This window comes from Halobacillus sp. Marseille-P3879 (genome assembly GCF_900240285.1).
Taxonomy (GTDB): Bacteria; Bacillota; Bacilli; order Bacillales; family Halobacillaceae; genus Halobacillus_A.
The window spans coordinates 205050-217545 of the sequence record NZ_OESS01000002.1; the positions used below are offsets into that span (position 1 = coordinate 205050).

General features: G+C 41.7%; 10 protein-coding genes and 1 pseudogene. 7 read left to right on the forward strand and 4 right to left on the reverse strand.

Annotation, left to right across the window (positions count from 1 at the left end):
* Positions 1–102 precede the first annotated feature (102 nt).
* The 3 genes and pseudogenes from C1A12_RS08810 to C1A12_RS08820 all read right to left on the reverse strand — a co-directional run bounded on the left by C1A12_RS08810 (position 103) and on the right by C1A12_RS08820 (position 2431).
* On the reverse strand, positions 103–447 hold the full coding sequence (locus tag C1A12_RS08810; protein WP_235001575.1) for a hypothetical protein: 345 nt from the start codon (positions 445–447) through the stop codon (positions 103–105).
* A gap of 263 nt (positions 448–710) precedes the next feature.
* Positions 711–1242, reverse strand: a pseudogene (locus C1A12_RS21375) (transposase); the annotation flags it as partial.
* A 325-nt stretch (positions 1243–1567) separates the two neighbouring features.
* Positions 1568–2431: an SDR family oxidoreductase gene (locus C1A12_RS08820; RefSeq protein WP_101843511.1), complete on the reverse strand. Its 864-nt coding sequence runs from the start codon at positions 2429–2431 to the stop codon at positions 1568–1570.
* A 212-nt stretch (positions 2432–2643) separates the two neighbouring features.
* Between C1A12_RS08820 and C1A12_RS08825 the strand changes: the two genes are divergently transcribed.
* Genes C1A12_RS08825 through C1A12_RS08835 form a run of 3 tightly spaced genes read left to right on the forward strand, consistent with a single transcriptional unit; the run spans position 2644 to position 6613 of the window.
* On the forward strand, positions 2644–4230 hold the full coding sequence (locus C1A12_RS08825) for a spore germination protein (protein ID WP_101843512.1): 1587 nt from the start codon (positions 2644–2646) through the stop codon (positions 4228–4230).
* Positions 4231–4250: 20 nt separating this feature from the next.
* Positions 4251–5462 carry a Ger(x)C family spore germination protein gene (locus C1A12_RS08830; RefSeq protein WP_101843513.1) on the forward strand — a complete coding sequence of 404 codons (1212 nt, stop codon included), beginning with the start codon at positions 4251–4253 and terminating at the stop codon, positions 5460–5462.
* Between the two features lie 56 nt (positions 5463–5518).
* Positions 5519–6613 carry a GerAB/ArcD/ProY family transporter gene (locus C1A12_RS08835; protein WP_101843514.1) on the forward strand — a complete coding sequence of 365 codons (1095 nt, stop codon included), beginning with the start codon at positions 5519–5521 and terminating at the stop codon, positions 6611–6613.
* On the opposite strand, the gene C1A12_RS08840 is transcribed toward C1A12_RS08835, so the two are convergent.
* Positions 6600–6830: a hypothetical protein gene (locus tag C1A12_RS08840; protein ID WP_101843515.1), complete on the reverse strand. Its 231-nt coding sequence runs from the start codon at positions 6828–6830 to the stop codon at positions 6600–6602. The two genes, C1A12_RS08835 and C1A12_RS08840, sit on opposite strands and share 14 nt — an antisense overlap.
* Before the next feature lie 231 nt (positions 6831–7061).
* On the opposite strand from C1A12_RS08840, the gene C1A12_RS08845 reads away from it, so the two are divergent.
* The 4 genes from C1A12_RS08845 to preA all read left to right on the forward strand — a co-directional run bounded on the left by C1A12_RS08845 (position 7062) and on the right by preA (position 12476).
* Positions 7062–8534 (forward strand): CoA-acylating methylmalonate-semialdehyde dehydrogenase, encoded by a 1473-nt coding sequence (locus C1A12_RS08845; RefSeq protein ID WP_101843516.1) that lies wholly within the window; start codon positions 7062–7064, stop codon positions 8532–8534.
* Positions 8535–8791: 257 nt separating this feature from the next.
* Positions 8792–9682 carry a nitrilase-related carbon-nitrogen hydrolase gene (locus C1A12_RS08850; RefSeq protein ID WP_101843517.1) on the forward strand — a complete coding sequence of 297 codons (891 nt, stop codon included), beginning with the start codon at positions 8792–8794 and terminating at the stop codon, positions 9680–9682.
* A 110-nt stretch (positions 9683–9792) separates the two neighbouring features.
* Entirely contained in the window at positions 9793–11166 is a 1374-nt protein-coding gene (locus C1A12_RS08855; RefSeq protein WP_101843518.1) for an NAD(P)-dependent oxidoreductase, read from the forward strand.
* Between the two features lie 23 nt (positions 11167–11189).
* Positions 11190–12476: an NAD-dependent dihydropyrimidine dehydrogenase subunit PreA gene (gene preA / locus C1A12_RS08860; protein ID WP_101843519.1), complete on the forward strand. Its 1287-nt coding sequence runs from the start codon at positions 11190–11192 to the stop codon at positions 12474–12476.
* Positions 12477–12496: the final 20 nt, after the last annotated feature.

The window sequence follows — 12496 nt, forward strand, 5'->3', positions numbered from 1 at the left end:
GCAGGATTCCATTTGGAGTGTGGAACCCGAAGCACGTCTTAAGATTAAACGTTGCGGTTATCGAGGGTGGAATTGAACCTGTGGCAGGGGAAAGAGGTCAATTTAGAACCACAATCCTAACCTTTCCCATATATTACCTTTACGGTGACGACGTTTTCTTCTTCTTCTTCTTATATCTTCAGCCTCAGCTAATACGTCGTCTTCGATGCAGCGGTTAACAGCCCGGCAAAAATCTTCTCCATCAATAAAAGACCGTACAGGAACTCTAAAGTTGTCGTTTGCAACACCTGCTACATCGTTATTATTGTTACACCTTCCGTTATTAGTAAACACACCTGCTACATCATTGTTATTATTACATCTCCGGTTAGATACTCCTGCAATATTTCTTCTATTTCTTCGGTTATTTGAAGCACCGCCTACGTCATTGTTCCGATTACATCCCATGTAAAGTTCACCGTCCTTCCTATTAATATAGTGGTACGCTCTATTTTATGAGTCGTTATGGAAGTTTGATAAGACTATCAACCATTGTGGCAGAAATTATTTATACATTCCTCAAATTTCTTCATGATCAAAAAAGAAGCGAAAGTAATGAGGCCACTGAAGAACTGCACGATTTCAAGTGATGTGTAAAAATATAGGCGGGTTGAACGATCTCTTCGTTCAACCCGCCTGTATCTTTTGATCTTAAGAGGGTACTTACCATCTTATTCCTTCATGAGCTTCATAATTCGCTTTAGATAACGGTGAATATCGTCATCGCTCCTTGTACACGCATGCCTCGTAGACCCGAAGATGAGGCATCTCATATCCGTGTCTATGCTTCAACTCGCTATTCTTCGCTTCAATTTTATATCGTTCTTTTGCCCTTTCTCTAAAGGATTCGCTGTTCTGGAACACTAGTTGGTTTTGGTGTTCCTCTGATTTTATGGAAACGTAATACGACTTGGTTTGAGCTCCTGGCTTATAACACCCTTCCTCGAGGGGACGCCTCTTACACTTTTTCACATCAAAGTAGAAGGTGTCCGTTTGATTTGCGGCTTTGCCTTTCTTTCCTTGACGAGCTTTTCTAACGCCATATGCCCGGCTGGACATACATCCCGGCGTCCTTATTGAACTCAAATTCATCTTCTTCCTTACGGGAACCATGAGATATAGACGGATTTAACTTTGAAACGAGCTCATGCCGTTTTCGGCGGTATAAGCTATATTTCCTTTTTCCGAATACGCAACGTCTCCACTTTCTTTTATCCATCAAAGAAAATCGCTCTTTTTCGTTTTACCTCTGTTGATGCCACGATGAGCGTTCGGTGGTAACGCCTGATCGATTATAACCGGCCACGTCCTGTGGCCAACATCGACACTAGCACGTCCGGTGCGTCGCGGGAACAGCGCGAGCCGAAGCTCCACTTGGTCAAGTGATCTTCTTGACCGAGTTAGCTGAGGCCGTGCCCGCGGCAAGCATCCACCGATAAGCGATTCGAAAGAAGCAATAACAAACAGCTCTTCTAGATAAGAAAGTACTTTTTAAGTGGCCTCAAATAACCCAGCTTCATTTTTCACCTTATCCATTTATAATGATGCCGCCATTTACATGCATCATCTGTCCGGTTACGTAACTGGAATCGTTACTAGCTAAATAGACAAATGCCGGGGCGACTTCTTTGGGCTGACCGGGCCTTCCCATAGGATTGTCAGATCCAAATTCCGCAACTTTTTGTGCATCAAAGCTGGCAGCTATTAAAGGAGTCCAGATTGGGCCAGGGGCGACACCGTTTACTCGAATCCCTTTAGACACGAGAGATTTTGAGAGAGCACGGGTAAAGGAGGTAATAGCTCCTTTAGTAGATGTATAGTCAATTAATTGTTCATTCCCGGCATAAGCCGTAATTGAAGAGGTATTAATAATAGAGCTGCCTTCTTGAAGATGGGGGAGTGCTGCTTTAACCATGTAAAAGTATGAGAAAAAGTTGACTCTGAAGGTGTTCTCCATCTGCTCGTTTGTAATCTTCATAAAATCTTTCTGAGGATACTGTACAGCAGCATTATTAACTACTATATCAATTTGGTTAAACTCATTCATTACTTGTGCTATTGCATTTTCACAGAAACCGGGGTTGCCCACGTTACCGCTGATTAGTTTACATCTCCGCCCTTGTTTCACAACCAGGTTTTTAGTAAATTCCGCATCTTCATGCTCATCTAAATAGACAATGGCTATATCAGCTCCTTCTTTGGCAAAGTACAAACTTACCGCTCTTCCAATTCCGCTGTCGCCTCCTGTGATGATGGCGGTTTTTCCTTCAAGTTTCCCGCTGCCTTTATAGGCGGTGTCATCATATTGAGGTAGTGGATGCATCTCATTTTCATATCCAGGCTGGCGGTTTTGATGCTGTTCAGGCTGTATTTTTTGCTTGTTTTTAGTCATATGTCATTCTCCTATGCAACAGTAGTTACAAGTAATGTTGCCCAATCAAATTAGGATTAGTCATTATGCGGTTGATAAAGAAGTGAAGTTCAGCTTGAGGTCTTGCGCTTTTATCAGTTAGTTGATATCAAATTGTTTCTGTATTCATCGTTTAAAACTGTTCCACTCTGCCCATCATGAAATAATAAAGCCATTTATAATGAGGAATGCCAATGAATTTTTGGGATCGTTATAGAAAAAAATTGAAAAAGCTAAGCAGGAAAGAAACACCACCAAAGATCGATAACTCTCTTGATCATAAATTAGATACAAACATAGACAAGTTAAAAAAGGAATTGGGCGAAAGCAGTGATTTGGTCGTTCGGCATTTCGAGCTCGGTGAAGAATTTTGTGTTGCGGCAGCTGTCGTATATATGAGTGGTTTGGTGGATGAAAAGAAAGTAAATAATTTTGTTGCAGAGTCTTTAAAGGTTGAAGATTCCCTTAAAAAAGTGCCATACCCGCAAAAGAGCATGTTTGATATTGTTAAAAGCCGTGCTCTTTCTGTTAATAAAGTTGTGGTGGCAGCAGAATGGGACAAATTCCTGTTATCGGTTTTGAATGGTGAGACGGCCATTCTTGTTGATGGGAGCAATGAGGCCATTACAGCAAATACAAAAGGCGGCGAAACTCGCGATGTATCTGAGCCTTCTACCCAATTGGTTATTCGGGGGCCGAAAGTCTCTTTTACAGAATCGATCGGAACCAATGTAGCTTTAATCCGCCGCTATATTAAAAGCCCGAATTTAAGGTTTGAAACGCTCCAGGTGGGGAGTATAACCAAAACTGACGTTGCTATTATGTACTTAAAGGGAACGGCTAATGAAAAGGTATTGCGGGAAGTAAAAAAAAGGTTAAATAAAATAGAAGTTGAGGATATTTTTGAGTCAGGAAATATTGAACAATATATACAGGATAATGCCTTCACTCCGTTTCCGACGATCTATAATTCCGAACGGCCGGATGCAGTTGTTGGGAATCTGCTTGAAGGACGTATCGCGCTTATTGTGGATGGCACTCCTTTTGTTCTAGTCGTTCCTGCAATATTTATACAATTCTTTCAGTCTCCATCCGACTATTATCAAAATTACCTTATTGGTTCATTTTTACGATTGTTAAGGATAATCTCCTATATTATTTCAATCCTTACCCCGTCTCTTTATGTTGCTTTAACAACTTTCCACCCCCAGATGATTCCGACTTCTCTGTTAATTAGTCTGGCAGCTCAGCATGAAGGTGTACCATTTCCCGTGGTGGTGGAAGTGTTGATTATGGAATTTACATTTGAAATTATACGTGAAGCCGGACTTCGTATGCCGCGTGCTGTAGGACAGGCTGTATCAATAGTAGGTGCTCTTGTGCTTGGTCAGGCAGCAGTTCAAGCAGGTATCGTCTCTCCAACTACAATTATAGTTGTTGCTTTTACAGGTATAGCAAGCTTTGCAACTCCCTCTTATAATATTGCGGTAGCACCGCGGCTGCTGCGATTTTTAATGATGATCTTAGCGGCAGCTTTTGGCCTGTACGGTGTTTTTGTAGCATTATTTATTCTCATTGCTCACTTAACCAGTTTAAGGTCCTTTGGGATCCCTTACTTAAGCCCTTTTGCTCCGTTTATTTTATCAGATCTAAAAGATACCCTTATCCGGCAGCCGTTATGGTCTTTGGTTTTACGACCACGATTAATCAATCAACAAAATGTTAAACGTCAAGAAAGAGGCAAAAAGCCATCACCTCCTGAAAAACATGAAGATAACTGAAGAAAGAATAGGGTGGTTAAATGAGACGCGTGGTTTCTGGGTTGTTTGTTTTGTTCGGGACGACAGTGTTATTAACGGGCTGCTGGGATCACAATGAATTAGAAGAGGTCGCGTTGGTAATGGGAATGGGGATTGATAAAACAGAAGATGATTTATACAAAGTATCCTTTCAAATTGTAAATCCAGCCCAGGTATCTGGCGGTGATATGGCAGGGGATACCGGAGAAGGAACATCTGTTACTACTTATATAGAAACTGGCGAAACTTTATTTGAAACAACTCGGAAAATTTCATCCCAGGTACCTCGCAATCTCAGCTTTTCACATATGGTGGTCCTTATTCTTGGTGAGGAATTAGCAAGGGATGACAGTCTTTATGAGATTATGGATTTCACTGAAAGGTATTATGGTTTTCGCCCAACGACTCTTGTTCTCCTTGCCAGGGAGGGCCAGGCAAACTCTATTTTGAGTATTCTCAACCCGATGGAAAGAATACCTGCTATGAAGATTGAGGAGACGTTGCAGAAAACTACAGAAGCTTGGGGGGAAAATCCTGAAAGGAATATTAATGATGTTGTGCAATCTTTATCGACAAAAAACAAGAATCTAACATTGAGCGGTGTTTCTCTCGTTGGAGATAAGGATGAGGGACAGAGAGCAGATAAAAATAAAGAAGCAGTTCCCGGAAGTTATGTTGAAATTAGCGGGATGGGACTGTTCAAAGAGGGAAGACTTGAAGGATGGCTGGATGACAGGGAAGCCCGTGGTATCGCCTGGGTTCTAAATGAAATCAGACGTACAGTGCTCACCATAAAATGTGAAAAAAATAAAGAACTCATCGCTGCAGAGGTTCGTTATTCTAAAACCAAACTGACTGCCTCGGTTGATGAAGGTAAACCGGAAATGACGATAAACGTTCAAGGTGAAGGTCCTTTAGAAGAGGCCGCATGTCCAATGGACCTTACCGATCCAAAAGTAATCGACCAAATTAATGAAAAATTCGAATCAGCAATTAAACAAGAAGTAACTAAAGCTGTAAAAATTGCTCAAGAACAAAAAAATGATGTATTAGGTTTTGGAGAAACGATAAGTCGAAGTCATCCGGAAGAGTGGAAAAGTATGAAGGATAACTGGGATGAGACTTTTTCTGAAATGGATGTACATGTTGAGGCTGAATTTTTCATTCGTAAAACAGGTTTAAGAACCAATCCTTTGATTTTAGATAAAAAGTGACTAGCGTTTTATAAAATCAGTATACTAATTTAGTTCTCATGTAAGGGGGTGGAGGAGTGGAAAAAGCAAAAATAAACGGCTGGCAGTTTTTTATACTAATATTTTTGTTTGAGCTTGGTACGGCTATCGTTGTCAATCCCGGACTTGATGCCAAGAAAGATGCCTGGCTGGCAGTTCTACTAGGGGTTATCATAGGTTTAGTATTTTATTTGGTTTATTATGCATTATATCGCTTCTATCCGAACCTAACGCTGATAGGTTATACAAAAGAAATACTGGGGAAGTACGTAGGATTTACGGCGGGTGTAGTATACCTTTTATACTTTCTATACATTGCTGTAAGAGACCTGAGAGATTTTGGGGAATTATTAACAGCTTCAACATATACCTATACGCCTTTATTTGTAATTAACGCCATAATGGTGTTAACGGTTGCTTTTGTCATAAGATACGGGATTGAGGTGTTGGCAAGAACTGGTGAACTTTTCTTTTCAATGTTAATGCTGGTAGGGGTTATTGGCACAACGATGGTGTTTATTTCCGGCAGAATGGACCTTAATAAACTATTGCCAGTTCTGGAGAATGGCTGGGGACCTGTATTAAGTACAGTGCCGCTGACTTACACGTTTCCTTTCGGGGAAATGGTTGTATTTACTATGTTACTCCCCTATTTAAACCGTCCTCAAATTGGCATCAGGGTTGGTTGGACAGGCATGGGGCTGAGTGGAATGCTCTTAATTTGGGTGGTGATTATGGACATTACTATTCTTGGTGTTGAAATAGCTGCACGTTCTACATTTCCTATGCTGGCTGCAATTGGCCTTGTTGATATTGCTGGGGTATTTCAGCGCCTGGATGTGGCTGTTGTAATGACACTTATGATAGGCGGTTTTTTTAAGATCGCGATCTTTTTTTATGCAGCGCTTATAAGTGCTGCAGAATTATTTACTGTGCCAACGTATAAGAAGTTGATTATTCCCTTTAGTATAATAATTTTAATCGCATCAATGACAGTGGCCAGCAGTTCCGTAGATCACATTAAGGAAGGAATTGAAATTGTAACTTATTATATTGCTCTTCCCGTCCAGTTAGGGATACCTTTATTATTACTGATTATTGCTTTAGTTCAAAAACGCATTAATCCTCGTTAAACTTTTTCTTTTTTATAATAAACTTAATTAACAAGTTGGTTAACGGAATTAATAATAACAGCACAAGTAGTAAATATTCAAAAGGTTCCATTACCCAGAAAGGATTCAAAAGATTGGAGATTGCTGAATCTCTCTCTAGACCCATTAACAGGTCGAGGAGAAAAGTAATCAATTGCATAGAGATAAGCATGAAAATAAAAATGAGGGTGACTTTCATGTATGTTACCTTCTTTTTGGTTATTATATGGGATTAAAAAAGAAACTATCCATGCTATACATAAATGGCCCAGGCATCTAGTTGTCTGGGCTGATTTTTGTTTAAACGGCAGGCAGTCATTGTGTCAATATATGTGACCCTTTATTTTACACTTCGTCCATTGATGTTGAAATATTCTGAATTTATAATGAATGAGTATAAGAAACAGAATCTTACAATTGAGGTGGAATAATGGAGACAACCTTCTCTAAGTCAAATCAAATGATGATTCAGAACTTTATTAATGGAGAATGGGTCGCTTCTGAGAGTGAGCAAGTTGAGGATGTGCCTAATCCTGCAACAGGGGAGATTATCGCTGCCGTTCCAATTTCATCAAAAGAAGATGTAGATAAAGGTGTACGTTCTGCTAGGGAAGCGTTTTCATCCTGGAGTAAAACGCCGGTGACTAAACGAGCGCGGGTCATGTTTGAATATCAACAAAAACTAAAGGAAAACCATGAAGAATTAGCTGCAGTAATTACACAGGAAAACGGCAAAACAAAAAAAGATGCGATGGGAGAAGTACAGCGGGGCATTGAATGTGTGGAATTTGCTGCGGGTGCCCCTTCTTTGATGATGGGAGAAATGCTTCCGGATATTGCAGACGGAATAGATTCCGGTATGTACCGTTATCCACTTGGAGTCGTAGGTGGCATTACGCCATTTAACTTTCCGATGATGGTTCCTTTATGGATGTTTCCTCTTGCGATTGCGTGCGGCAATACTTTTGTATTAAAACCTTCAGAACGCACACCGATTCTTGCAAAGTTACTTGTGGAGCTGATGCACGAGTCTGGTCTGCCAAAAGGAGTATTAAATCTGGTTAATGGAGCTCACGATGTTGTCAATGGGTTGCTAGAGCACGAAGAAGTAGATGCTATATCGTTTGTAGGCTCCCAGCCTGTAGCGGAGTATATTTATAAGACAGCGGCCGATCATGGCAAGCGCGTGCAGGCATTGGCCGGCGCGAAGAATCATTCAATTGTTATGCCGGATTGCCAATTGGATAAGTCAGTTGAAGGAATTATCAATGCTGCTTTTGGCAGTGCAGGTGAACGTTGTATGGCTTGCTCAGTGGTGGTCGCAGTTGGGGACGTGGGTGACCAACTTGTTGAAAAGATTAAAGTAGCGGCGGATGAGTTAAATATAGGTGACGGACTTTCCGAGACAACGAGCCTGGGGCCTTTAATACGTGAAGCTCATCGGGAACGTGCGTTGAATTATATAGAAGCAGGTGAAAAAGATAACGCTAAGCTGATAAGAGACGGCCGGGTTGAGCTCCGTGAAAGTGAAAAAGGCTACTTTTTAGGGGCTACAATTTTTGATTATGTTACAGAAGATATGAAGATTTGGAAAGATGAAATATTTGCTCCAGTACTGAGCATAGTGCGTGTGAATTCATTGGATGAGGCTATTCAATTAGCGAACAAGTCAGAGTTTGCAAATGGAGCAGTTATTTATACGTCGAGCGGTGAGTCCGTTAGAAAGTTCAGAGAAGAAATGCATGCCGGAATGCTAGGAGTTAATGTGAATGTTCCTGCTCCGATGGCGTTTTTCCCATTTTCCGGATCGAAGAAATCTTTCTATGGAGACCTCCACGCTAACGGGAAAGATGGCGTGAACTTTTATACACGGAAAAAAATGCTGACACAGCGCTGGTTTTAAGAGCACCATTAATTTGCGGACTTCTATTTGCTGAGAGGTCCGCTTCTTTTGGTAGTCACTTATTTAACAAAAAGGAAAAATATTTAGCATGAATTTTTACAAAGTGTATAGTGGAAAATTTGTGAAAATAGTGTAAAGTATTATATAAGTTACAAAATATTCAGTAAATATAAAAAATTCAATAAACTATCAAAAAAGGAGCGGATTTCCTGGTTTTTAGACTTGGCTCGATAACCCTTACATAAGGAGGAATTAATTTGTCAGATAAAGTACAAATTGGATTGATTCAAGCTTCCCATGAAGTAGATGGAAATGAACCTGTTGAAGTTCATAAAAGACAAGCGATTGAAAAGCATGTAAAACTCGTCAAAGAAGCGGCAGAAAAAGGGGCACAGATTATTTGCCTTCAGGAGATCTTCTACGGGCCTTATTTTTGTACCGAACAAAACTCCAAATGGTACGACTCTGCAGAAGAAATTCCGAATGGACCAACGACAAAACAGTTCCAGGAGCTGGCTAAGGAATTAGGGGTTGTCATTATTCTGCCGATTTATGAAGTAGAAGGCATTGCCACCTATTATAATACAGCTGCTGTCATTGATGCGGACGGTACTTATTTAGGGAAGTACAGGAAACACCATATTCCCCAAGTGAAAGTTGGGAACGAGGGCCACGGTTTCTGGGAAAAGTATTATTTCAAGCCAGGCAATTTAGGTTATCCTGTTTTTGATACAGCATTTGCAAAGGTAGGAGTTTATATCTGTTACGACCGTCATTTCCCGGAAGGCGCCCGATTGCTTGGATTGAATGGAGCTGAGATCGTCTTTAATCCATCTGCCACTGTGGCGGGATTATCTGAATATTTGTGGAAGCTTGAACAGCCCGCTCATGCGGTCGCCAATGGTTATTATTTAGGTGCTATTAATCGAGTCGGTTATGAAAAACCATGGAACATGGGCGAATTTTATGGACAATCGTATTTAGTAGACCCTCGCGGAGGCTTCGTAAAGACAGCGAGCCGTGATCAGGACGAGGTCGTTATTGGAGAGATGAACAAGAAGTTTATTCGCGAAGTTCGAGATACGTGGCAGTTCTATCGGGACCGCCGTCCGGAAACTTATGAAAATATGGTTGAACTGCTGCCTTAATAGAAGCATACACGAATGTTAAGTTTTACATAGAGTAAAAGGAAAATATCATAATTTTCTCTATGTAAAACTTTTTTTATTAAAACGTCCATACGAGGAGGCTGTGCGCATTGAGTCAGCTAAAAAGCAAAGGTATTTCTTTAGAGAACTTAAGCTTGAATTTTGAAGAAGTTCATGAAGGGCTCTCGAGTGCAGAGGCTGTAGAAGAGGCAAACCGCTGTTTGTATTGTTACGATGCTCCCTGCATTAAAGCCTGTCCAACGGATATTGATATTCCTAAATTTATTAAGAAGATTGCTTCAGGAAATTTAAAAGGCTCAGCCACCACAATTATGTCTTCTAATCCGGTAGGGGCCAGTTGTGCACGCGTCTGTCCAACTGAAGAATTATGCGAGGGTGCATGTGTATTAAACCACTCCACTAAACCAATTGTAATCGGCGATCTTCAGCGCTTTGCGACGGATTGGGCAATCAGAAACGAACAGCTCTTATTTAAACCTGGAGAAAGAAATGGCAAGAAAATAGCCGTAGTCGGAGGCGGACCTGCAGGATTGTCAGCAGCAAGAGAACTTGCCCGCTTTGGATATGATGTAACCATTTTTGAAGCGGAGGAGAAAGCAGGCGGGTTAGATACATATGGTATTGTTTCTTTCCGTCTGCCGCAGGAAATCTCGTACTGGGAAGTCGAACAGGTGGAGAAATTGAATGTCGAAATTAGAACAAATACAAAGGTGGGCGAAGACGTCAGCTATGAGGAATTAAAAAACAATTACGATTCAATTGTACTTGCTATAGGTATGGGAAGTGTTCCTATGCTCGGCATAGAAGGAGAAGGTTTGGAAGGCGTCCATGATGCGATTGATTTTGTTAAGAGTACGAAGTCAGGAGATATCACAAAAGAGTTGAAGGGGAAGAAGGTTGTCGTAGTTGGTGCAGGGAACACTGCAATTGATGCTGCTACCTGCTCGGTTCGTAAAGGAGCCGAAAACGTAAAAATCGTCTACAGACGGACGGCGAATGAAATGACAGCTTATGATTTTGAATACGAATTTGCTAAACAGGACGGAGTTGAGTTTAATTGGCTTACTCAGCCGGTCAGCATTAGCGGGGATGAAGATGGGAAGGTGGCAGAACTTACCTGTGTCCAAATGGAGTTAGGAGAGCCAAGTGCAGATGGACGAAGACGACCAGTACCGGTAGAAGGTTCTGAATTTACGCTTAAAGTAGATGCGGTTATTAAAGCAATTGGGCAGACACGTCATATGGATATAATTGAGCATTTCGGTCTTGACCATGAGGGCGGCGTTGTAAAGACAGACCCTGATACCCGTCAAACCTCTAATCCAAAGGTGTTTGCCGCAGGTGACGTGATTTTTGGTAAAGGAAAAGGAGAAGCGATGGTCGTAACCGCCGCGCAGCAGGGGAAAGAAGCGGCTCTCGCCATTCATAAGCAATTATCCCCGGCTCCTACAGCAACAGCATAAATCATTAAGGAGGGACGTTCAATATGGCTGATTTAAGGTTAAATCTAGCAGGGATCGAATCACCTAACCCTTTCTGGCTAGCATCTGCACCTCCCACCAATTCAGGGTACCAGGTGCAAAGAGCTTTTGAAGCTGGCTGGGGCGGGGCGGTTTGGAAGACTTTAGGAGATCCTATTTTAAATGTGACATCCCGTTTTGCTGGTGTCAGCTACAATGGTCAAAACATGGCTGGCTTTAACAATATTGAATTAATTACGGACCGGCCACTAGAGGTAAATTTAAAAGAAATCTATGAAACTAAGAAACGGTTTCCTAATCACACGATCATTGCTTCGTTAATGGTGGAACCATCACAAGAAAAGTGGCACGAGATTGTAAAGCGGGTAGAAGAAGTGGGGGTTGACGGATTAGAACTGAACTTTGGATGTCCTCATGGTATGGCCGAGCGTGGAATGGGATCGGCTTCCGGCCAGGTACCTGAACTGGTAGAAAAGCAGACAATGTGGGCTAAAGAAGCTGCAGAAACACCTGTGATTGTAAAGTTAACACCTAATATTACAGATATCACATTTACTGCTGAGGCTGCTGTTCGCGGTGGTGCGGATGCAGTAAGTATGATTAATACGATTAATAGTTTAGCAGGTGTCGACCTGGATACGTGGAATACAGTGCCAAACGTAGCGGGAAAAGGAGCACACGGCGGTTATTGTGGACCGGCAGTGAAGCCGATCGCTTTAAACATGGTTGCAGAGTGTGCCCGTCATCCGAATATCAATGTGCCGATTTCAGGAATGGGGGGAGTCTCCAGCTGGCGGGAAGCGGTTGAATTTATGCTCATGGGAGCTACCGGAGTACAAGTTTGTACCGCAGCCATGCATCATGGCTTCAGTATTGTCGAAGACATGAAAGACGGACTCAATAATTACCTTGATGAAAAGGGAATTGGGGCAGTTATGGACATTGTCGGTAAATCGGTCGCCAAATATTCTGATTGGGGAAATCTCGACTTAAACCATAAAATTGTAGCAAAAATCAATAATGACGTATGTATTAATTGTAACAAGTGTCATATTGCCTGCGAAGATACCTCTCATCAGTGTATTGACATGTTAACAGACGAAAATGGTGCAGCCATCTTAAAGGTGCGTGAAGAAGACTGTGTTGGCTGCAATTTATGCTCCATTGTGTGCCCGGTAGACGGGGCGATTGAGATGATCGAGTATGATAACGGCCAGCCGTCAATGACTTGGAATGAAAGGCAGACAGCCATTGGGGCAGCGGAGACTTGTGATGTGAAACTCGTCAAGTAAAAGCAAGATTCAATAGATAA

Bases quoted from the DNA above. Each gene is read 5' to 3' on its own strand.
- C1A12_RS08820 (WP_101843511.1), bottom strand. From the start codon at position 2,431: ATGACTAAAAACAAGCAAAAAATACAGCCTGAACAGCATCAAAACCGC.
- C1A12_RS08830 (WP_101843513.1), top strand. From the start codon at position 4,251: ATGAGACGCGTGGTTTCTGGGTTGTTTGTTTTGTTCGGGACGACAGTG.
- C1A12_RS08810 (WP_235001575.1), bottom strand. From the start codon at position 447: ATGGGATGTAATCGGAACAATGACGTAGGCGGTGCTTCAAATAACCGA.
- preA (WP_101843519.1), top strand. From the start codon at position 11,190: ATGGCTGATTTAAGGTTAAATCTAGCAGGGATCGAATCACCTAACCCT.
- C1A12_RS08845 (WP_101843516.1), top strand. From the start codon at position 7,062: ATGGAGACAACCTTCTCTAAGTCAAATCAAATGATGATTCAGAACTTT.
- C1A12_RS08825 (WP_101843512.1), top strand. From the start codon at position 2,644: ATGAATTTTTGGGATCGTTATAGAAAAAAATTGAAAAAGCTAAGCAGG.
- C1A12_RS08840 (WP_101843515.1), bottom strand. From the start codon at position 6,830: ATGAAAGTCACCCTCATTTTTATTTTCATGCTTATCTCTATGCAATTG.